Origin of the sequence: Bowmanella pacifica (assembly GCF_014645355.1) — a bacterium.
Taxonomy (GTDB): Bacteria; Pseudomonadota; Gammaproteobacteria; order Enterobacterales; family Alteromonadaceae; genus Bowmanella; species Bowmanella pacifica.
Window position 1 is genome coordinate 390,292 of record NZ_BMLS01000002.1, and the last position, 22,587, is coordinate 412,878.

Annotated in this window: 15 protein-coding genes; 6 read left to right on the forward strand and 9 right to left on the reverse strand. The window is 50.6% G+C overall.

Annotation, left to right across the window (positions count from 1 at the left end; all coding sequences use genetic code 11):
* Nucleotides 1–74: 74 nt before the first annotated feature.
* The 5 genes from cspE (at nt 75) to IEX02_RS07920 (ending at nt 4,002) form a co-directional block, all read left to right on the forward strand.
* The gene (cspE, locus tag IEX02_RS07900; protein ID WP_188692883.1) at nt 75–287 is read left to right on the forward strand and encodes a transcription antiterminator/RNA stability regulator CspE; all 213 of its coding nucleotides are present in this window, start codon (nt 75–77) and stop codon (nt 285–287) included.
* Between the two features lie 444 nt (nt 288–731).
* Complete coding sequence (locus IEX02_RS07905; protein WP_188692886.1) at nt 732–1,295, forward strand: LemA family protein; 564 nt, start codon at nt 732–734, stop codon at nt 1,293–1,295.
* Nucleotides 1,296–1,304: 9 nt separating this feature from the next.
* Nucleotides 1,305–2,294 carry a DUF3137 domain-containing protein gene (locus tag IEX02_RS07910; RefSeq protein WP_188692889.1) on the forward strand — a complete coding sequence of 330 codons (990 nt, stop codon included), beginning with the start codon at nt 1,305–1,307 and terminating at the stop codon, nt 2,292–2,294.
* Nucleotides 2,295–2,588: 294 nt separating this feature from the next.
* Nucleotides 2,589–2,906 carry a hypothetical protein gene (locus IEX02_RS07915; protein WP_188692892.1) on the forward strand — a complete coding sequence of 106 codons (318 nt, stop codon included), beginning with the start codon at nt 2,589–2,591 and terminating at the stop codon, nt 2,904–2,906.
* Nucleotides 2,907–3,252: 346 nt separating this feature from the next.
* Nucleotides 3,253–4,002: a class I SAM-dependent methyltransferase gene (locus tag IEX02_RS07920; RefSeq protein ID WP_373284979.1), complete on the forward strand. Its 750-nt coding sequence runs from the start codon at nt 3,253–3,255 to the stop codon at nt 4,000–4,002.
* A 51-nt stretch (nt 4,003–4,053) separates the two neighbouring features.
* Here the strand turns inward: IEX02_RS07920 and IEX02_RS07925 are convergent, their stop codons facing one another.
* The 6 genes from IEX02_RS07925 to IEX02_RS07950 all read right to left on the reverse strand — a co-directional run bounded on the left by IEX02_RS07925 (nt 4,054) and on the right by IEX02_RS07950 (nt 14,574).
* The gene (locus IEX02_RS07925; protein ID WP_188692898.1) at nt 4,054–5,178 is read right to left on the reverse strand and encodes an ABC transporter permease; all 1,125 of its coding nucleotides are present in this window, start codon (nt 5,176–5,178) and stop codon (nt 4,054–4,056) included.
* Nucleotides 5,179–5,180: 2 nt separating this feature from the next.
* Nucleotides 5,181–7,925, reverse strand: a complete 2,745-nt coding sequence (rbbA, locus tag IEX02_RS07930) for a ribosome-associated ATPase/putative transporter RbbA (RefSeq protein WP_188692901.1) — start codon at nt 7,923–7,925, stop codon at nt 5,181–5,183.
* Nucleotides 7,922–8,893, reverse strand: coding sequence for an HlyD family secretion protein (locus tag IEX02_RS07935; RefSeq protein WP_188692902.1), 972 nt, complete (start codon nt 8,891–8,893; stop codon nt 7,922–7,924). Before IEX02_RS07935 ends, rbbA begins: the two co-directional genes overlap by 4 nt.
* Nucleotides 8,894–9,050: 157 nt before the next feature.
* Nucleotides 9,051–10,271 carry a phosphoenolpyruvate carboxylase gene (locus tag IEX02_RS07940; RefSeq protein WP_188692905.1) on the reverse strand — a complete coding sequence of 407 codons (1,221 nt, stop codon included), beginning with the start codon at nt 10,269–10,271 and terminating at the stop codon, nt 9,051–9,053.
* Nucleotides 10,268–10,903 carry a condensin complex protein MksE gene (locus IEX02_RS07945; RefSeq protein WP_188692908.1) on the reverse strand — a complete coding sequence of 212 codons (636 nt, stop codon included), beginning with the start codon at nt 10,901–10,903 and terminating at the stop codon, nt 10,268–10,270. Before IEX02_RS07945 ends, IEX02_RS07940 begins: the two co-directional genes overlap by 4 nt.
* Complete coding sequence (locus IEX02_RS07950; protein WP_188692912.1) at nt 10,900–14,574, reverse strand: ATP-binding protein; 3,675 nt, start codon at nt 14,572–14,574, stop codon at nt 10,900–10,902. The genes IEX02_RS07945 and IEX02_RS07950 overlap by 4 nt, the downstream gene beginning before the upstream one ends.
* A gap of 185 nt (nt 14,575–14,759) precedes the next feature.
* On the opposite strand from IEX02_RS07950, the gene IEX02_RS07955 reads away from it, so the two are divergent.
* Nucleotides 14,760–17,303: a putative bifunctional diguanylate cyclase/phosphodiesterase gene (locus tag IEX02_RS07955; RefSeq protein WP_188692914.1), complete on the forward strand. Its 2,544-nt coding sequence runs from the start codon at nt 14,760–14,762 to the stop codon at nt 17,301–17,303.
* Between the two features lie 9 nt (nt 17,304–17,312).
* On the opposite strand, the gene IEX02_RS07960 is transcribed toward IEX02_RS07955, so the two are convergent.
* The 3 genes from IEX02_RS07960 to IEX02_RS07970 all read right to left on the reverse strand — a co-directional run bounded on the left by IEX02_RS07960 (nt 17,313) and on the right by IEX02_RS07970 (nt 22,433).
* Nucleotides 17,313–17,783 (reverse strand): acyloxyacyl hydrolase, encoded by a 471-nt coding sequence (locus IEX02_RS07960; RefSeq protein ID WP_373284980.1) that lies wholly within the window; start codon nt 17,781–17,783, stop codon nt 17,313–17,315.
* 340 nt (nt 17,784–18,123) lie between these two features.
* On the reverse strand, nt 18,124–19,113 hold the full coding sequence (locus IEX02_RS07965) for a response regulator (protein ID WP_188692920.1): 990 nt from the start codon (nt 19,111–19,113) through the stop codon (nt 18,124–18,126).
* Nucleotides 19,114–19,115: 2 nt separating this feature from the next.
* A complete protein-coding gene (locus tag IEX02_RS07970; RefSeq protein ID WP_229702146.1) occupies nt 19,116–22,433 on the reverse strand; it encodes an MHYT domain-containing protein in 3,318 nt (1,105 codons plus the stop codon).
* Nucleotides 22,434–22,587 lie beyond the last annotated feature (154 nt).

The window sequence follows — 22,587 nt, forward strand, 5'->3', positions numbered from 1 at the left end:
GTTCTTGGTAAGTCATATCTAATGCTCCACCGGTGAAATTCACCAATGATTTAAGTTTTAAAAAGGTTTATTACATGTCTAATTCAGTAAAAGGCACCGTTAAGTGGTTTAACGAAGAAAAAGGTTTCGGTTTTATTTCTCAGGAAGATGGCGGTAAGGACGTATTCGTACACTTCCGTTCTATCGTTTCTGAAGGTTTCAAAACCCTGCAGGAAGGCCAGTCTGTAACGTTCACCGTAGAACAAGGTCAGAAAGGTCCTCAGGCTGCTAACGTAGTTGTAAACTAAGACTACGTACTGATTTTAAGGCCGGGATACCTGTCCCGGCCTTTTCTATATACCCCATCAACACATCCCCCCGTTTCTCAGCTAATCACATTTCGCCGGTCGCAACGGGCACATTTTATTTCAGAGTTTATTTATTAATCATTCAATTACGCAAAGGGATACACTCCTCGCTTGCCCACCTATTACGCATATTTCAATCAACAAATCGAACATCGCGTACACAGATAGTCAAAGCAAAAAGTACGTTCAGTTTCAAAATAGCCAACAAAGTAAGCTATTCCTGAACTGGTTACTCAACTTGTCAACACAAAGTCACTACAACCCTTAGCCTTCATCGGTTCTGCCATTTATGTCATCTGGCTAGCACACGCCACGGAATCATGACTAACAATATGCCATTCCGGCAGGTTACAATCCCCTCTCAACCAGACAGAGGGATATAACATGCAGAACTGGCTTATTTGGGTCATCCTGGCCATCGTCGTATTTGCCGCCATCAGCATATACAACAGCCTGATTGGTAAAAAAAATCAGGTAGAAAATGCCGAAGCTTCCATCGATGTGATGCTGAAAAAGCGCTTCGATCTGATTCCCAATATGGTGGAAAGCGTAAAAGCCTATATGGCTCACGAATCTACCTTGCTAAATGAACTCACCGCCCTGCGCACCAAAGCACAATCTGGCGGACTCGATGGTGAGCAAAAGGTGGCTCTGGACAAACAGATGAACGCAACCATGTCGCGCTTTCAGATCGCGGTAGAGAACTACCCCGATCTGAAAGCCAGCGAGAACTTTACCCTGCTGCAACGCACCATCAATGAAGTGGAAGAACAAATTTCCGCGGCGCGCCGGGCTTTTAATGCTGCCGTTACCGATCTGAACAATGCTATAGAGATGTTCCCTTCCAACTTGTTTGCCAGCCGCATGAACCTTAAACAACGGGCCTTATTTGAGATTCCGCAGGAAGAAAAACAAAACGTAAACCTAGGCAAACTTTTTGGCGGCTAAGTAGAAAACATGGACGTAACAAAAACCTCCCCTGCCAGGCAGGCAGATCTCGAATCCCTGTTCTCCGGCAATCTTAAAGGCCAGTTAAAGGAACTGGATGCAGTCAGACAACAAGCCATAAAACGCCTGCTTATCGCTTGTATTCTAGTGCCAGTGATAAGCCTGTTAGCCTTTGCTTATATTGAAGCCAATCGGCTGGATCCAGAGCTTATTCTCTGGGTTATTGGCCTAAGCATTATGCTGATGTATTGGTTTGTGGCCAGCAAATGGGCCAGCTATAGAAAAGGTTATAAAACCCAGGTAGTAGGTAAGCTGCTGGGCACCTTTAACAGCAGCTTTAAATACTCACCAACAGAGCAAGTCTCATCGGTTAAGTACAAGGAAAGCGGTCTGTATCCTCGCGCCTACGACCGCTATCAAGGTGAGGACTATGTGATTGGCAAGCTGGACAAAACCCTTATCGAGTTCTCCGAGCTGCATACTCAATACAAAACCACCACCCGGGATTCCAAAGGCCGCACTACCACAAACTGGCATACTATCTTTAAAGGCCTGTTCTTTGTGGCCGACGCCAACAAACACTTTAACGGCAAGACCTATATTATGCCCGACAGCACCGGGCTGTTTTCCAGCATAGGTAAGTCTATCGGCAACTTGTTTGGCACGCGCAGCGACAAAGTGGCATTGGAAGACCCTGATTTTGAGCGTTTTTTTGAAGTCTACAGTGACGATCAGGTCGAAGCACGCTATCTGCTCTCCCCTGCCCTGATGAGGCGCCTGATAGCCTTCAGAGCGGAAGCCGATGCCAGAGTGGCGTTATCTTTTGTTGGTGGTCAGTTGTATATCGCTATTCCAACCAAGAAGGCCTATTTTGAGCCCAAGTTTTTCAAACCCGCCGTTAGCCTGGACGTGATTAAAGAGATTTATCAGGATCTGGATTTTATTACCGGCATAGTGGAAGACTTAGATCTCAACACCCGGATTTGGACAAAAGAGTAACCACATCACAGGCCGACACGTTAGAAGAGGTCTGGCGAGGTCATCATAAATGCTCAGGACGACAAGGAAGTCCGCCTGGCCCATAAATAAAGAACGGGTTTGCGATGACCTTTATTTAGTTAACTCCAAGCACCCATTAGTAGCGATATACCGCTTACCACCAATAGCATCCACTCCTCATATTCTTTGCCAGTCTAAACAAAGTGTTATATCACTTCGGCATAGAAACTGGTCGTGGAGTTTGGCAAGATAGTCCTCAGTAAAGGAAAACTCAATGCCATAGAGCAGGAACCCATGAACCCATTTAGCGCGATTGCCCGCCACTATAGAAACTGGACATTCAGGCGCAATGATTGGCGTATAGTGCAAAATATTACCGCACCGCGCTTTACCGACATTTTGCAGGCTCATATCGATAACGGCTGGGAAATAACAGATAACTATCAGGGGTTTGATCCGGCAATGGCGAAATGGCAATGCCAGCTAAGAAAAGGCACCAGCTGCCTCAGGTGTCATTGGCGAACCGGCGCTGGAAGCATTTATGGCCCTGCACGTATTCTCAATGGCCTTGGTCAGAAATTCGGTTTATCAGTATTGACCTCTCCCCAGTAAACCGCCGCCATCTACTCGCTTGGTGTGCTGAGTGACCTTTATGGTGAAGAATGAAATCTCAATCAACAAGAAGAGTAGGAAATAGACTAAGGAAAACCTCAGCCAGCAGTCCCCTCACTAGCATAGCTATTGGATGTTGATGTCGCGCAGTCTAGTCTCCTTTCCACTACACACCTTGTTACAACTAAGCGTGCTATTCGATGAAAGTTTTCAAAGCCTTGATTGCTCTGTAAGCTGAACAGGTTTTTTTAAGCCGTAATAAAATCAACAACAGCAACAAAGGATAGTGACAATGAAAAAGCTTTTATGCGCTGTGAGCCTGGCTCTGGGGGTCAGTGGCTTTGCCATGGCCGACAGTCTGGAAAATGCCATCAACGGTGCTCAGCGCACCGCAGACTATCAGGCCCGTGACCAGTACCGTCACCCCAAGCAAACCCTGGAGTTTTTTGGTATTAAGCCGGATATGACCGTAGTGGAAATCTCCCCGGGTGGTGGTTGGTATACCGAGATTCTGGCCCCCTATTTAAAAGACAGCGGTACTTACTATGCCGCCGGTTTTGACCCCGAGTCAGAAGTAAAATATTACCAAAATGCCCACAAGCGTTTCAGCGACAAGCTGGCCGCCAGCCCGGATGTCTATGGCAAGGTACAAGTCAGTGTATTTCAACCACCAGTTAAATTAGATATAGCTCCAGCCGGCAGTGCAGATATGGTGCTGACCTTCCGCAATGTACATAACTGGTATATGAATGGTGGCGATGAGAATCTACTGGCGAGTTTTAAAGCGTTCGCCAAGGCCTTGAAGCCGGGCGGCGTATTAGGTGTCGTTGAGCATCGCCTGCCCGCCGATCGCCCTGCATCAGACCAGAAGCGCAGCGGTTATATGCATCAGGCTTTTGTAGTAAGCATTGCTGAGCAAGCGGGATTCACCCTGGCTGCTGAGTCAGATGTGAATGCCAACCCCAAAGATACCGCCGACCACCCCAAAGGGGTGTGGACCTTGCCTCCCAACCTGCGTTTAGGGGATGAGGACAAAGCCAAATATCAGGCGATAGGTGAAAGTGACCGTATGACCCTGAAGTTTATTAAAAAGTAACCGCCAAAAGCGCCGCTCTGCGGCGCTTTTTTTTTATGTCAGCGTGCTGAGCTAGCCCATACTGACAATGGCCTTGCGAAACCGCGCCAGGGCAATACCGAAAAACACCATACCAATAGCCAGTAACACCAACAGCAGCGGCCAGGCCAGTTGCCAACCGGCGCCGCGATAGAGAATATCCTGAGCTAACGAGACAAAATGCGTGGATGGCGATAGCTGCATTATCCAGCGTAACCAGTCCGGCATACTTTCCTGGGGCGTAGTGCCGCCGGAAAGCAGATACATCACCACCACCACAGGGATCACCAGCAAACCAAACTGCGCCATGGTGCGGGTCAGGGTGCCGAGCATAATCCCCAGCGACGTCACAGAGAACAGATACAAGGCGGAGGCCAGACTAAACAACAACACAGAACCCTGAATAGGTACGCCCAGTATCTGATGCACCACAAAGGCCAAAGACAATAAGGTCGCCACCAAAATTACCAGGCCGTTAGCCCAGACTTTGGCCAGCATAATCTCTGCCGGAGTAACCGGCATCACCAGTAAGTGCTCAATGGTGCCGTGCTCCCGCTCACGAATCAGAGCCGCGCCGGTCAGAATAATACCCAGCATGGTCACACTATTGATCACCTGCATTACCGAGTTGAACCAGGCAGAATCGGCATTGGGATTAAACAGTTTCCTTACCTCCAGGCGTACCGGCAGGCTATCGGCATACTCAATACCTGGCGCCAGATAAGCCATGCTCTCAGCCTGAATAATCTGCTGAATGTAGGTAGCGCCGTTGCCAGCCTGAGTCATAGCCGACGCATCCACATTCAATTGCACTTGTGGTTGCTTGCCTTGTAACACATGACGCTCAAAGTCAGGTGGAAATACCAGCACAAAGACAAACTCGCCTTGCTCCAACACGGTATCCAGCTGCCGGGCAGAAATTTTAACTGCCGGTTGAAACTGCGGGGCTAACAATGCCGCCGCAATTTGCCGCGATAGCGGCGAGTCATCCTCATCCACCACAGCAACGGCGGCATTATTCACTTCAAAATTTACCCCGGTGGCGACGGTGTACACCGCCACAGAGAAAATATAAAAAATCAAACCAAGCAGTACGGGGTCCGCCTTCAGGCTGAACAGCTCCTTGATCCCTAGTTGCCAGACATGACGCCACTGCATTTTCAGCGCTCCTGCTTATTCAAACCCAGCCACGCCAGCCAGGTAAACAGCACAATAAAACCCGCCAACGCCAACAGGTTAGGCCAGAGCTGGGCAAAGGACAGAGCTTTGGTAAAGCTGCCGATACTGATTTGCTGAAACCAGGCCGACGGAAAAGCCAGGCCCAGATAGCGCCCGGCCCCTTCCAGCGATGACACTGGCGTCAACAACCCGGAAAAATTCACCGCCGGCAAAATACTCAATACCGCCGCAGCAAACAGCGCCGCCACCTGAGTACGGGTAAAAGATGACACGACTAAGCCAAAACCTGTGGTGGCGGCAACATAGAGCAGGGCTCCCAGGCTCAGTACCCACACTGAACCTTTTACTGGTACCTGAAATACCAGTAAGGCCATCAGCATCAGTAACAGATAACTGACAAAGGCAATCAACACATAAGGGGTTTGCTTGCCCAGTAGAAACTCCAGGCGCCGGGTAGGCGTAGACTGAAAGTTAGCAATGGAGCCGGTTTCCTTTTCCCTGACGATGCCCAGCGCAGTCATCATGGCCGGAATCAATGCCAGCATCAGCATCACCACGCCCGGCACTATGGCAAAACGACTTTCAAAGGCCTGATTAAAATGAAAACGGCTTTGTACTTCTACCGGCATACTAAGGCCGCGGGATTGGGACTGCCCTGCCTGTAAACGCTGCAGCTCCCCAAGCAGCACAGCATTCAGATAACCAGTGCTGGTTTCAGCCTTAAATGGCATAGCGCCGTCCACCAGTGCTCCAATTTGCGGCTGCTGACCACTCATTAACTGCCGCCCAAACGAAGGCGGCACCTCGAGCAGCAAAGTCAGCTCGCCGGTACGCAACTTATTTAAGCCATCCTCGCTATCTGCAGGGGCAGGTTGACGCGAAAAATAGCTGGAACCGTCCAGACCTTCCAGCATCACCCTGCTCTCCCTGGACTGATCATAATCCAGCACCGCATAGCGCAGGTTGTCCACATCAAAGGAAATTCCATAGCCAAAGGTGAGCATTAACAACAGCGGCCCCAGTAAGGCAAACAACAAACGAATGGGGTCACGACGGATTTCAAGGCCCTCTCGCCAGGCATATGCCCACCAACGCTTCAACGCCCCGCGTCGTGGCGAAGCTGCCGTAGCCAGTGGCACGTCGCTATCCCAATGAGTATCCTGATTTTTGCTATTCGTCTGTGTATTCGCAGCCTCTTCTAAATAGGCAATAAAGGCCTGTTCCAGGGTGTCAGCCTGACGTTGAGCGGTCAGTTCGGCGGGGCTGCCCACCGCCAGCACTTTGCCGGCATGCATCAGAGAAATGCGGTCGCAGCGGAGCGCCTCATTCATAAAGTGGGTGGAAATAAAAATGGTAACCCCTTGCTCTCTTGAGAGCCTGAGCAACTGTCGCCAGAATTGATCCCGCGCCACCGGATCCACACCGGATGTGGGCTCATCCAATATCAGCACCTGCGGTTCGTGCAACACCGCCACGGCCAATTGCAAGCGCTGACGTATCCCCAGCGGCAAGCTTTGCGGCAAGCTGTGCTTGACCTGTTCCAGTTCAAAATCCACCAGCAACTGACCGATACGCCGCCGGGCATAATCTTCATCCAAGCCATACAAGCGGGCGTGCAATTCCAAGTTATGTAATACCGACAGTTCTGCATAGAGCGAGAAGCTTTGCGACATATAGCCGACCTGCTTACGGGTCTGCATATCGCCGGCATCGGGCAAGCGTCCGAACAAACGCGCTTCGCCACTGGAGAACGGCAATAGTCCGGTCAGCATTTTCATGGTGGTGGTTTTACCGCAGCCATTGGAGCCCAAAAAACCGAAAATCTCACCCCGTTCAATTCGGAATGACACCTTATCCACCGCCACAAAATCGCCGAAGCGACGGGTCAGTTGTTTGGCTTCGATGGCCGGTGGCCCCTCAAATTTACCGGGCGGTGTAACCTCAACGGCCTGATGACTTTGTCGCTTACTGTCAGGTAATAAGGCAATAAAGGCCTGTTCCAGTTCCTGTGTAGCGGTTTGCTCAAGAAGCTGCGCGGGACTACCGGTGGCGATCAATTGTCCGTCATCCATGGCCATCAGCCAGTCAAAGCGTTGCGCCTCTTCCATATAGGCCGTCGCCACCAGCACACTCATGCTGGGACGGGCTGCACGAATTTCATCAATCAGTTGCCAAAACTGACGACGTGACAGCGGGTCAACGCCGGTGGTGGGCTCATCCAGTACCAGTAAGTCCGGATCATGAATAAGCGCGCAGCACAGCCCCAGCTTTTGTTTCATACCACCGGATAACTTGCCGGCCGGCCGGTCAAGGAATGGGGCCAGGCCGGTGGCCTGCGTTAAACGGGTAATGCGTTGCTGACTCGCCCTGCCGCTTAGGCCGAAAAGCTGAGCAAAAAAGCGCAGATTTTCCTCCACGCTTAGGGTGGGATACAAATTTTTACCCAGTCCCTGTGGCATGTAGGCAATACGGGGCAGCAACTGTCGACGGCTGCGCGGATGGGCCATATCAGCCCCCAGCACTTGTAGACTGCCCTGTTGCAGTCGTTTCACGCCACAAATCAGTGCCAGCAATGTAGATTTACCCACACCATCTGGCCCTATGATGCCCACCATACAACCAGCCGGAATGGACAGGCTGACCGGCTTTAATGCGCGTAGCTCGCCATAATGGTGACCGACGTTGTCCAGGCGCACCACGTCGGTAAAGGGCTGTAGCTCACTCATGGTAAATTAACTGTCAGACTGGCTGGCCACTGCGCATCCGAAGAGGCCCGCACATACGCCATTCCCCGCACACCGGTTTTGACTTTTTCCTGATGTTTTTGCAGCAATGCCGGATCTATGGCCAGCTTAACCCGGAACATCAAGCTGTCACGGGCATCCTGAGTTTCCACGGACTTGGGAGTAAATTGTGCATCGGCGGCGATAAAACTAACCTTGGCGGGCACGACATAATTGGGAATCGGGTCCAAAATCAGACGAGCTTCATCATTAATGCCCAGTTTACCTGCCACATCTGCGGGTAGAAATACCGTCATATACACATCTGACAGGTCCAGCAAGGTCACCACACGACCACCGGCGGCCAATACTTCTCCCGCCTGCGCCAGCTTGTATTGCACGCGACCATTGCCCGGGGCACGAATTTGCGTGTCATCCAATAAGCTTTGCAGCTCCTGCTGCGCGGCGCGGGCTTCGTTGACACTAGCCTGTAACCGTTCGGTACTGGCTTTGGCCAGCTTCAGTGCCGCCGTAGCAGAGTCAAACTGCGCTCTGGCCTGATCCAACTTATCCTGAGACAAAAGCTTTTTGGCTACCAGCGCCTGAATGCGCGCCAGCTCGGATTCGGCCAGGGTCAACTGGCTTTGACGCTGCTCAGCCCCCGCTTTGGCTTCCTCCACTGCCAACAAGGCCTGCTCAACCTTGGACTGCAATTCCGCCTGCTTGGCCACAAGCTGTTGGCTATCAATACGGGCCAGTAAATCCCCCCGAGCCACCATCTGACCCTCCTGCACCAGCACTTCATCCACCCTACCGGCAACCTTAGTGGCCACATCAATTTGCGTAGCTTCTAATCGGCCGTTGGTAGTGACAATACCATCAGGCAACGCAGGACGGCTCCACCACCAGGCGCCTGCCGCCACTGAAGCGATGACAATAACCAACAGTACAATGTATTTTTGACGTCTCATGGATGACCCATTCCTTGTGTTTACCGGGGCTTAAATGCGCGCTAAAAACACTACTCTAACAGAGTTATCCTGACAGGTTGTTGACATCAAACAAGGTTTGATAAAAAGAAAGGAAAACCCTACCCGACAGGGGAACGCCGGGTAGGGGGATAAGGGACTATCTAAGGCCCAGTTCAATATCCCGGACTATCTTATTGCCGGTGAAAATAGGATGGTCTTCCACCTCAGGTTCGAGGGCGAAGAATTTGCGGTCTTCTTCGGCCAATCCCTGATAACCGCCAATGACCTGGTAAATCCAGACCTCGGGGTCAAAGTCCAATTCCTGGCTATTCAGATATTGCAATGCAGTCAGACGCTTGCCCGTATCAATCACCTCACAGAAATAGGCCTCCACCGCCTGGTGAATGGCTTTATCATCCAACTCCACCTGGCCTTGGCTTTCCACATCAATGGCTTGCGCTGCGCGTTGTTCATCTAAGGGTTTGTCGCTACGATGCAAGGCTTTGATACGCCCAACCAGTAACAACAGATCCTGTTCGTGATCAACCCGGTTTACGTCCACAGCCGCCGGTTGTAATAAGGGCTTGGCCAGATTAAACAAGGCAGGCACCTGGCTATGGTTAGCATAATTAGCCGGAGCAAAGTCAGGCTGCTGTTCCATATGCAGCAAAAAGCCTTTAAGTAGCCGCGTTTTGCCGCGAAACTCACGAAAGCGTCCAAGCAATTCCAGCAAACGAGACTGGGCGATGCTCAGCTCCTGAGTACAACGCGAAAAGCTTTGCTGCAGGGCCACAACCAACAAGTGGCGCAATTCCCGGATACTGCCAGCCACTTCAGATAGCTCATCAAAGCGGAACATTTCCAACTGGCTGAGCAGCTCAGAAACCTGACTCTGTGCCAATTCGTTCTCACGGATCTTGGCATCAATCGAAGCCACATAGCCAAACTCATTGTTGATGCGGCTAAACAGCGCCCGCACGTTATTGCCCAGCGACTCTGTCAGGGCATAGACATGCTCACTTAAGTCATTCATATGGGCCTGGGCTTCGGCATAACGATGATGTGCCAGGGCTTCTTTATAGTGCTGTGCCAGGGTTTTCAGGCTGGCCAGTGCCGAGCCAATATTGGTGTCAATCTGACGATTACGCTCATCCTGTAAGCTGCCTTCCAGCAAGTTACGAATCGCTTTTTTTAACCTAAGCGGCCCACCGGCCTCGGGGCGCCATAAAATACCCAGTTTTTTGAGGTTGTCGACGACCCCTGGGCTGGCATCACCCTCATGCAGCGTACCGCTCAGGTACACCTGCATTATCAAGTCAGCATTACGCGACAGGGCATTAAGCAGTTTAACCCCAGCCTGATGCAGGTTCTGGTTCACAGCAGGCTCCCCTGGGCAATGGCAGACTCGGCCTGCTCTGCCAGCGACAACGCTTCGGTTTCATCAATAAAGCGCAGCACTTCATACAGATAATCAATCTTGCCGGTGGCAATATAAATCTGCTTATCAGGGTTCGGCTTCATGAGATAGCCCAGCTCGGTCAGACGCTTAAACACCAGATTCAACTGTCCGACCACTTCCACGCTGTTGGAGTTAAACAAGCGATAACGGGCAATTTTCGCCAGTTGCTCTTTATACGCCGGGGTATCTTCAATAGTACTTTGCAATTCATTGGAACGAATGGTGCTGCCCTGCGTCACAGGGACATCCGAGCCACTGCTTTGCTGCACTAATAGCAACCATTCCACCAGCGGTAATAAACCGGCGGCAATTTCCTGAAACTGACTGGACAAGACCTTACGCTCACCATCTCCCAGGGTGCGATACGCGGCAAAGAAAACCTGCCCATCCGCAGCCGATGATAAACTGCGGTTTAAGGTAGCCAGATACTGATCCACTGCGTCAAAATTGGCACTTTGTTTCAGATAGCGCCAACCGTCTTCATCGCTGATTTCGCAGATAAAATCGCCGCTCAGCAAACGTTCCAGAATACGACCTTGCTCACTGATCATGCGCTTTTCTCCTGCTGCTGGCTGCGCTGACGCAAGCGCTCACTAATGGCGCTCACCTTGGGCTGCACCACTTGCAGCTTACGGGTTGCCTTGTCGATAAGGTAACGGTTGTCAAACAAGGTCAACACCTCAGATTCTGGATTGGGGAAGGCACCGACCACAGAGATATTGTTGTTCTGGCAGGCATCGAAGATCTTCTTCACGTTGCTTTGGTGCAAAGTGCCAAGTTCGTCTATAGGCCAGTGGATCACCGCCTCAGCCTTACCACGCAACAAGCGGGTAAAGGCCAACAGGAACTTACACAAAATCAGATAGGCCATACCATGACTGGAAGACTCGTTGAGCTGGCGGTCGGTACGAATTACCAAATCGCTCTTTCCTTCCCGCAATTGCAGTTCAATATCCAGCAACTTACCAATGCCGCCTGCCAGTGCCGCACGGCCCAGAATGTCCATCACCCGACGCATACTCATGGCATAGTCATCAGGCGGTAGATCGGCGGCACCATCTTCCAGCCATTCCTGATACAAACGGTCAAACTGGGTCAGCTCCGGCCAGAATTCCAGCTCGCTGATACGTGAACGAATACGTACCGCAGAGTCCGATACACCATCCAGGAACAGCTCTTCTTCTACTTCCTGACTGATACGGCGGCTTTGGGTCACAATGCGTTTATCAATATCCTCCAATACCTTGTAGTACTGACTGAGATCGGCACCAAAGGTACGCCCGAGGTCTCGCAAACCTTGTAGTTTTTGCGGGATCAGCACATTCAGCAACTGATCCAAATGACTAACCAGACGGCGATGATCAACAGTACGCACGCCCTGGGCATTTACCACCGCGCACTCTTCTCTGGAGCGCTCCCAGGTTTCAGCTAGCCCCGTCCCCGCCTGGCTGGCGATCAAGGAATCAAAATGCTCCACATATGCCTTGATATCGCTGAGTAGTTTATCGCGGCCTTGCAGCAGTTGCTGGCCTTCACCTAAGCGCTGAACAACAGAGCTCTTATCTGCCACTACTTCGGCCTTTGGCAAGCTCAGTCGATTTAATTGGGCGTGGATGTTCTTAACGTCAATTTCCTGTTCCCTGGCAGTTTTCAGTAACTGCTCAAGCTGAGTTTGCTGCTCTTTAAGCTGGCTACGCAGGGTTTTATAAGCGCCTTCCTGTTTGGCCAGTTCACGCTCTGACTCCGCCAGAGTCTTACGCGCCCGAGCCAGTCCTTGTTGCCAGGTGACTTTGTGTTGCAGATACACTGTGGCATGCCAGTGTTCGTAGTCTTTCACCAAACCTCGACTCTTCTCGGTCTTCAGGATGTCAGTCTTAAGGGTCTCAATTTGTTTACGCAGATCGGCGATTTCGTCCACGTCCACACCGCGTTTGGCTAACTCATTTTGCAGCCATAATTGGGCTTGCTTCTTATCGTTGGCCGCTTGCTGACGACTATGCTGAATATGCTGCTCAACCTGTGTGATTTGGCTGCGTAAATCGTCGGTTACCTGTTGCCAGTGGAATTGCAACTCGGTCTCGGCATCTCGTTGCTGATCACGAATTTCGCTTAATGCTTGCTGTTGCTGGCTTTCAACCTGTTGTTGACGTTTTTCATTGTCTTTCAGGCGGTCTTTATTCTGCTGCTTACGCTCGGCCAAGGCCGCCCGGTATTCCTGCAGCAACTGATCTTTATCCTGCTGCAAACGCTTGCGGTTTGCTTCCAGGGTGCGTTGTTCGCTGTCGGCCTGGGCTTGCTTGAGCTCCTGATTACGTACCGCTTCTGAAGCCTGTGCCAACTTCTGTTCGGCCTGGTTTTGCTGTTCAACCGCTTCTGCCAGCAAACGCTGAGCGTCATCAAGCTGTGCCTGCAGCTGCTGTTCGCTGTGTGCATACTCTGGGGTATCTAACAGTGACAAATCCAGTTTCAGCCCGAACAGGCTGTCTTGCATTTCACCCAGTTCAGGTTTGAGATCCTTACGCGCCAGCAATTCGGCGTTGATGACTTTACCCAATGACTGTGGCCAGTCCGGCAACTCCCGACGCACAAACTCCAGTAAACTGCCTTGTCCGGGGTACAGCAAGGCTTCAATCTTATCCACTTGCTGCTGGGCCTTGGTAAATTGCTTACGGGCCAGCTCCAGTTCATTGGCTGCCTGACTGCGCGTTTTATTGGCCTGACTCAGTTCCTGTCCCAGCCGGCGCTGCTTGTCGCGACCATTGTCTTCTAGCTCAGCCGCTTCCTGAATACTTTCCTCCAGCAGCACCACCTGGCTTTGCTCAAATTCATTGAAGCCGGCATTGCGCAGGGCAGCAGACAGTTCAGCGTGCTGCACCTTAAGCTCTTGCAAACGCTGCTGATAATCCTGCTGCGCCGTGTTCAATTGCTGCTGATAATCCTGGCGCAATTCTGCCAGTTTACGTTGTTCATCGGTCCGGGCATCGGCCAGCTTTTCTTTCAGCTCCTGCTGTTTCTCACCGTAGAGCTCCTGCTCCTGGCTGAGCTTTTCGCCTATACCGGCCAGTTGCTTGTTGTAGCTGGACTCAACATCCTGATGCTGATCGGTCAGCAGGCTATAACGGGCCTGTGCACCGTCCAACTGGCTTTGCCATTGGGTTAGGTGATTAAGGTTTTTCTGCAGGGTTTCAATGTCTTTGTCCTGCCAGTCCTGATACTCGTTTTCGACCCTTTCCAAATCGCTTTCATAGGTACGCACTTCGGCCTTGGCCTCGGACAGCTGCTGATTCAGCCCGTCTCGGGTAATCGCCCAATCACTTTCCTGCTTGCGCAAGGTCAGGATAGTTTCTTCCAGCTTACCGTCCTGCTGAACAATACTGGCGGCCAATTGACTTAAATCCACAGAAAACTGCTGGCGCAACTGTGCCAAGCGCAGTTCACTTTGACCTAACTCGTGATTAGCCTGCTCCAGGCGACTGAACTGTGGCCGAATGGCATCGAATTCTTTAATCAGGTGACATTCTCGGATCCAGTCTTCGACCTTGTTACGACTCAAGCCCGAACTGGGCGGCTGCACACCATCTTCTTCCAAAATGGCAGCAATCATGGCCTTAATAGTTTCCATTTTGCCTTCACGGGAATGCACGGCTTTGGCCAGCTTCTCAATATGACGCAGGCTTTGCTGGGCCTCACACAGGGCAAAAATACGCGCATAGCCGAGCAATTCACGGCCATTACTGGACGCATTCATCACGCCGCGATCATTTTGCAGTACAGCACGAAAATCTTTGGTATTGAGCTGTTTGCTAACGGTAAAGCCATTGCGGGCTAATGCCCTGGCCTGCTCTACCGCAGGCAGACTGGTATGTTTACCGCTTTTGTTCTGATACAGGTAATCTTCCAGGTCAAAACCCTTGGCAATAAATCGGTAGTTAACACCATTGCCCGTAGAAGTTAGCACTAACTGGCAAAGCTCTTCTTCACCGCTGCGATACTCATAGATAATAAAGCTGGATTCGCGCGGCAGATACCAGCGTTCAAAACTGTCACGGGTGGCTGGTACTACACGACTAGGGTATTCGCCGTAAAAAACCGGGATCAAACGCTGTAAGGTGGTTTTTCCTGAGGCATTGGTGCCACAGATATTGGTGTGACCATCAAGTTTTAGCTCAACCACCCCTGGCAGGTGGGTATCAATCAGAATCAGACGGACTAATCCAGGCATAAGGTTCCTTTGTTCGCGGATGGCGTATCCATCCGGGGCAGGCCGCATGGCCAATAGGCTAGAATAACAAACGACTATTCTATACCAAGGCGCTAAGGGAATTCACTATCGCAAGTCACCTTGATAGATGGGCAGAATGGTTGATACTGATTCAGACACTTTGTTGTTTCGCAGGGAATGGCCATATGCATATTAGCCTTCTGTCGACCCCAGCGCTGTTCGCCGCTTCTATCGCCATGATCCTGATGGTGTCCCTGTTGGTGCTGGCTTCTGGTTTATATCAACGCAGCCAACAGGCCTACCTGACTTTCTTCTTCTTATGTTTAGTGATCTCGCTTTATCAATGGTTTACCTTTGAATATCACCAGTTGCAGAGCCAAGAGTCCGCCATTTACTGGTTAAAACTGCAAACCGCTTGTTACATCGCTATTCTTCCGGCTGCGTTTTACTGCTTTGCCGTCTGGACCCGTCAGCAACACACAAAGCTATGGCTGAAGCTATTGCTGGGATGGTCATTGGCACTGGCTATCCTGAACTTCGTTCTGCCCTATGGCCTAAAGCTAAGTCATGTAGAAAGGGTCGTCACTTGGCCAGGGGATGCGGGTTATATGCTGCAAAACTTTATCGGTCCCTTACATTGGGCCGGTATTCTTTTGCATTTAACCGGGCTGATATTGATTTTATGGCTACTCTGGCGCTGCTGGATACTGGTAACCAGGGGCAAGAAGATCATGGCTATCGGCATCAGTATTTTTGTCTTACTGCTGATGCTCACCTGGGGAATTGCGGCAGGTATTCAGACCGGACAAGTCAACTCAGTACAACTTGTGGGCTTTACCTTTAACTACTTTTTAATTCTGGTGTGTATTGATGTAGCCGTCCAATTACATCGCCAGCGGGAAAAACTTCAACACGCACTCACCACCAGTGAACGTGTGGCAGGGGCCTTACAAGGACTGATGCGAGGAGCTGGCCATCAAGTTGGCAGTCGTTTTTATGCCAATCAGGTCAAACAACTAAAAAGGCTCTACCAGGCTGATATCTGTTTTATTGGTCAATTTGAAACCAGTCCAGAGGGCATTAAGCAAGTTCGGGTTCTGGCAATTCACAAAGATGGACAAGCTGCGGAGAACTTCACTTATACCCTGGGCAATTCTCCCTGCCAGGGTGTAGGCCAAAAGGACGTCTGTACTTACCATCAGGACGTGCAACAGCAATTCCCTGACGATGCCATGTTGACTCAGGAGCATATCCAGGCTTATTTAGGGATGCCGGTCAGGGATGTACAAGGTAAGCCCATTGGCCTCATCGTACTGCTATTTCGTCAAGCCGTGGAACCCATTCAGGAGTTTGAACAAACCCTGCTGCTGTTTGCTGAGCGTACCGCCTCAGAAATGCAGCGTGAACAGGCCGAACAGAAGCTTAAACAAGCCGCTTACACCGATAATCTGACCCACCTGCCAAACCGAAAAGCTCTGTGGGACTGGCTCTCAGCTCAACCTGACAATCATTGGCAAGGCTATCCAACCTTCCAATTTCTGCTTATCGATATCGACGGTTTCAAAGAGATTAATAAGTTACATGGTCAGGCGATTGGCGATCAGGTGTTACAAGCCGTCGCGCAGCGCCTGCAAGCTTATGCAAAAACAGAGGATTTGGTTGTTCGCTATGCCAGTAATAGCTTTGTCTTTATCAAACAGAGCATTTCGACCGCCGACGAACCAATGATTAAACTAAACGGAGAAACCATTGCCAGTCTGATCCGCACCCCCATAGAATTGGCTGGCAGACAACTCAAGCTGGCGGCAAGTATAGGTTCTGCGCTAGCCTGCCAGGCTAAAAATCAGGAGGAATTACTGCACTTTGCTGAGTCGGCCCTAAAACAGGCCAAGGAAGGAGGACAGGGCAAGATTAGACGTTTCGACCCGGCCTTGCAAAGTATGCTCGATGATCGCGCCTTGCTGGAGAAAGAACTGGCCGACTCCATCAAGAAAGGCGAATTTTTCCTGCTATTTCAGCCACAAACCACCCCTGACGGAGAGTTACGTGGGGCCGAAGTGTTGATCCGCTGGGCACACCCAGTTAAAGGCATGATTCGGCCGGACCTGTTTATCAGCGTGGCCGAAGAAACCGGGTTAATCCGTTTGCTGGGCCAGTGGTTATTTGAAGCGGTATTCCGTCAGATCCAAACCTGGCGCAGGGAGCGCGTCCACTATCCCAAGCATTTGGCCATCAACGTGTCTCCTTTGCAGTTTGTTGACCCGGCCTTTGTAGAAAACCTGCAAAAGTTGATGCTGTACTATGATATCAGTCCCGCTGAAATTGTGATTGAACTGGTGGAAACCGGTTTACTTAATGACAAAGACGAAACCATGCAGAAATTGCATAAACTCAGAGATCTGGGCTTTAAGTTGGCCCTCGACGACTTTGGTACCGGCTATTCATCATTGTCCTACCTCAAAGATCTACCGCTGGATATTCTGAAGATTGATAAGTCTTTTGTGGATGACCTCAACACCCCCAGCACACAAAAGCTGGTCAGTGCTATTGTCGACATTTGTCATCATCTGAGCCTGGAAGTAGTGTGTGAGGGCGTTGAGCAGCAGTGGCAAGTGGAACGACTTCGGAACATGGGTTGCCAGCGTTTTCAAGGCTACTATTTTGCCCGTCCCTTAACCCCTGAGAAACTTATTCAATGGCAATTTTCAGAGGCCGTCCCACAGCAATAAAGCCGCGTTTTAGAAACGCCAAGCATAGGATAAGTTAATGAAATCCATACCGGGGTTTTTATCGTTCAAACCGCCGTTAGAATAGTGCATGTAGCGCAAGGACACGGACTCCTTCTCATCCAGTTGCAGCACCAGACCTAGACGGTCTTCAAACTGGTAGTGGGAGCCGATATCCTTATTGGCAAAACGGGTGTCATCCACCAGTGAAAAGCCGATACCAAACTCCCATTTCAAGGGGTAGCCATTCAATGTGGTGAACTGTTTGCTGATGACGGGGGAAAGTGCCAGTACCAGGTTATTCTCATCGAAGTCATTAGCGCTGAACTCCCAAATGTTCAGACTCAACTCAAAATACAGATCCACCTCCCCTAACCAGTCAATACTGGTTAATTGTCCGTAGTAAGGACGATACGCCAACCTGACGCCAGTGAGATCCCCTTCACCACGGAGTAGATCGATTGCCACGCCCTGATCCGCCATCAATCTGGGCGTAAATAAAATGGATGCAGCGACTAACAAATTAAATATATATTTCACAACAAAATACATTCACAAAATCAATATGTCGGTATTATGGGGATGTGAAGGTTTAATTCAAATAGAAAATATGTAACCAATTCATTCATCACTTTTATGAATCAAAAAAGCCGCAATAATTATTGCGGCTTAGATAGCTTTACTGACCCAGGGAAGAAGTCTCCTCCCACTAGGCAAAAGGTTTGTATGACAAAATGGTTACAATAAAAAATCCATCCGTAGCGATGGTCTGAGTGACAAACCAGCTGCCACTGGTTTACATAAAAAAGAACTAACGGGAAGCTTAGCTATCAACCCAGCGGGCTTTGATTTGCAGAATACTGTCTATTTCCTGCTCGAGCAGGGGAACCAGTGAGGGATCAAAATGCTTACCTTGCTGCTCCCGAATGTGTGCCAAGGCATCATCAATGGACCAGGCGGCCTTATAAGGACGGGCGCTAGTAAGTGCATCAAACACATCCGCCAGCGCCACAATTCTGGCTTCGATAGGAATGGCGTCGCCCCTTAATCCATGGGGATAACCACTGCCATCCCATTTCTCGTGATGACAAAGAGCGACCGTTCGTGCCATCTTCATCAGCCGTGAGTCGCATTCGCCGAGAATTTCCGCCCCAATCTCCGGATGATCCTGCATCACCCGATACTCTTCCGCCGTCAGTTTTCCTGGCTTGAGTAGAATATGATCTGCAATGCCAATCTTACCAATGTCGTGCATGGGCGCGGCATGCAATAATTCCTCGGCATGCTGCTCAGAAAATCCATACGCTAACGCAATAATCTTGGCGTAGTGACTCATGCGCAATACATGGTTGCCCGTTTCATTGTCCTTATACTCGGCCGCCCGCCCCAGACACTGAATAATGCGCAGACGACTCAGTTTGATTTCATCCGCTTTTACCAGCGACAAATGGGTTTTAACCCTGGCTCTGACCACGGCGGGCGTAACAGGCTTAGTGATATAGTCAACGGCTCCCAGATCAAACCCCCGGGTTTCATCCACTTCATCTTTAAGGGCGGTTACAAAAATAACAGGAATGCGGGCCAGACTGATGTCCGCTTTTAGTTGTTGGCAAACATCAAAGCCGGTCATACCAGGCATCATAACATCCAACAAAATCAAATCGGGTTGCTCACGCTTGGCAATGCTGAGGGCTTCTTCACCACTGCGGGCAAAGACTAGCCGGTATTGCTCCTGCAACACTAATTTCAATACCTTCAAATTGGCCGGTTCATCATCTACCACTAAGACACTGGGTCGGTCTGCTACACTCATTGCTACTCTTCCCCGTTTAAGATGGTTAAGGCCTGCTCAATCAACCGGCTTGCGACAACAAAATCAAATTCGTTAAAAGCCTCGACAATTCCATCTACCGCCGGACCAGCGACACCCGCACAGCATGCCGTTAACGCGTTTAGTGCCTGATCGTCAAACTCGTTGGCCGACGCCGCTTTTTGTAACCGCCGCAACAGGGCCAGACATTCATGGCGATCGCCTCCCAGTTGCTGCTCAGCGTTGATACTTTGCACGTCATCCTGCTCTTCAAGCCAGCGTTCGAGCGCGTCCATTTGTAACTGTAAGGCGGCAATAATATCTCGCCCTTGTGCCACTTGTCCTTGTCTGGCTATACGCTCAAGCTGCGCTGATAGATCTGCCAAGGTTTCTAGCGCCAAATTACCACACAGCCCTTTAAGGGCGTGGACGCGTTCCTGCAATGCCCTGACATTATCATCCTCGACCATCTGTAACAGCTGCGCTGGCAGGCTGGCGTAACGTCTGACAAAGTTAATCAGCTCTTTAATATAGGTCGTTTCCTGTCCCCATAACTGCAGAGCCTTGGACAAATTAACCAATTCAGCCTCAGCCTGCGGTTGCGTATCAACCACTTCCGGCTTCAACTCCAGTCCAAGCACCTTGGCCATTTCAGTCACCAAAGCCGACATATCCACAGGCTTGCTGGCAAAACCTTGCATCCCTGCCTCTTGGGCGGCCTGCTTATCTTCATCCAAAACACTGGCGGTCAAGGCAACAATAGGCAGTACATCACGACCTTCCTCAGCTTCCCAGGCCCGAATAGCCCGGCTGGCAGCTAATCCGTCAAGCTCCGGCATCTGAATATCCATCAGCACCAAGTCAAAGGGCTGTTGTTTAACCTGCTCCAGCGCCTCCAAGCCATTACTGACAACCGTCACCTGATGTCCGGCGTTGCCCAGCAACAATTTGAGCAAATCCTGATTCTGCGGAATATCGTCGGCAACCAAGATGTTCTGAGCAGGTAGCTTAGCCAGATTACGTTTGTCACTGGCAATCACTGGCCGACCTTCGCTAAGCGGCAAGGTGAAACAGAAAGTACTGCCTACATCGGGTTTACTGTTGGCCCAGATTTGCCCCCCCATCAGCTCAACCAATTGTTTGCTAATAGTCGTCCCTAATCCCGTGCCGCCAAAACGTCGGCTCATGGAGGCATCGGCCTGGATAAAGGGCTCAAAAATATGCTTCAGGCGCTGTGCTTCTATTCCAATGCCGGTGTCCGAGATACAGAACCGCACGACACCTTCCTGTTCAACCGCCACTTCCAATCTGACCTGGCCCTGCTCAGTAAACTTGATGGCATTGCCAAGCAGATTGGTCAGTACCTGGCGAATTCTGTCCGGCGCACCGCGATAGAACTCATGTAATTCAGACCCCAAGTGCAGACTCAAATCCAGGCCTTTTTTTCGCGCCTGTAGCCATAAGGTAGACACCACCTGGTCGGTCAGCTCCATCATGGAAAAGTCTCGCCACTCCAGCTCCAACTTGCCTTTTTCCAGTTTGGCGCTGTCCAAAATGTCGTTAAGCAAATGCAGTAGTGAGCGGGCCGACACATTGATGGTTTTAAGGTGCCGCCGCTGCTCCTCATCAAGCTCGCTATTCATCAATACGTCGCTAAAGCCAATAATGGCATTCATGGGCGTGCGGATCTCGTGGCTCATATTGGCCAGAAAGGCTGAACGAGCAGCCGCGGCCTGTTCGGCCCGCTCCTTAGCCAGCAACAGCTCCTGCTCCATCTGTTTGCGGCTGGTTATATCCATAACAAAGCCATCCAACCAGATCACCTCCCCCTCTTCATTACGCACCGGGCCACCATTGTCCAGCATCCAGCGAATGTTGCCGAAACGGTCAATGATCCGGTATTCCACACAAAAGTGTTCATCGTAAGCCGACATTTCTAATAACCTGTCTCTGTCCTCGGGATGAAACAGATCTGAAAAATGTCGTTTGGGGTTGGGCAGAATAAAATCTTGGGCGGGGAAGCCCGTGATTTGCTCCACTGCTTCGCTAATAAATATCATCGCAAAATCAATGTCGGCCTGGCAGCGATAGGCCGCACCAGGGATATTGCTGATAAGGGAGCGATATTTGGCCTCGTTGTCTTTAAGAGCCTTCTCCATACGCAGCCGCTGGCTAATATCGGTAACAAAGGCAACAAAAAGATCCTCACCCGGTAACTGGGCATGGCCGATGGCTAGCCTGACCGGCATCGTCATACCGGATTTATGTAATGCCAATACCTCGCGATCGCTGCCAATAATCCTGGCCTTACCGCTACGCAAATAATGGCCCAAATAATCATCGTGTTCGTCCGAAAAAGGTTGCGGCATCAAGATACTGACATTTTGATCGAGAATGTCGGCGGCCTGCCAGCCGAAGATTTTCTCCGCCGCCTGGTTTACGCTGATGACTTTGCCTTTATCGCTGATGGTGACCACACCGTCCACCGCAGTATCCATCATGGCTTTCAGGCGGGTTTCATTGCGTTTGGCCACCCGGCTAATTTGTCGGTACTTAAATAATAGATTCACAATAACCACCATGGTGGTCATGAGAATTGTGGTAATCGCAATACCCAGCGCCATCACCTCAGAGTGATTGACCTGTTCGCTGTATTGCATACCCTCCGGCGGTACAAAACGCGCGGCCGCCATACCTGTGTAATGCATACCACTGATAGCCAGCCCCATGACCACGCCGCTACTAAGATTTAACAGCATGGGAGAAAGTGGCACCGTAGTGATGCGCGTAATGCCAAAACGCACCCACAAAGACAGCCAAGCAAGGGCCACAGCGACCAGAATAGATAAACCAAACAACCAGGGGTCGTATCGCAATGCCGGCGCCATTTGCATCGCCGCCATGCCCACATAGTGCATGGTTCCTATGCCTGACCCCATCAACACTGCCCCAAGTGTCAGTTGCATCAGGCTCACCTGTTTACGACTTATCAACGACAACGCCACCCAGGATGCCCCCATGCTGGGCAACATAGAGAGCAAAGTAAGGTAAATGGAGTACTCCACCTGAGTGCACAATTCAAAGGCCAGCATGCCAATAAAGTGCATGGACCACACCCCAGAGCCCAGGGCCACACTACCGGCGAATAACAGCAAAGCGCTTCGTTGCGTTGTTTGGCGGGCCTGACCGGCTAATTGCATAGCCATAGTGGAGGAAAAAATAGAAACCAGGATGGAGAGTAGTACTAACCAGGAGTCATAATTGCCGAACATCAGCAAATTATCCTGAGGATAGGTAAAATAGTGTTGCAGCAAGTCTAACAACCTGACTTCCCGTAAATAAGGATATATCAAATCATACCCTGGCATGAACATCTGGCAAGCACAGCGTTGCGAAAAATGCGATAACTAGACAGGGAAATACCCTTAATGGGTGGTTAAAGTTTCGCCCTTTCGACTATCCTGAGATCAGACAACC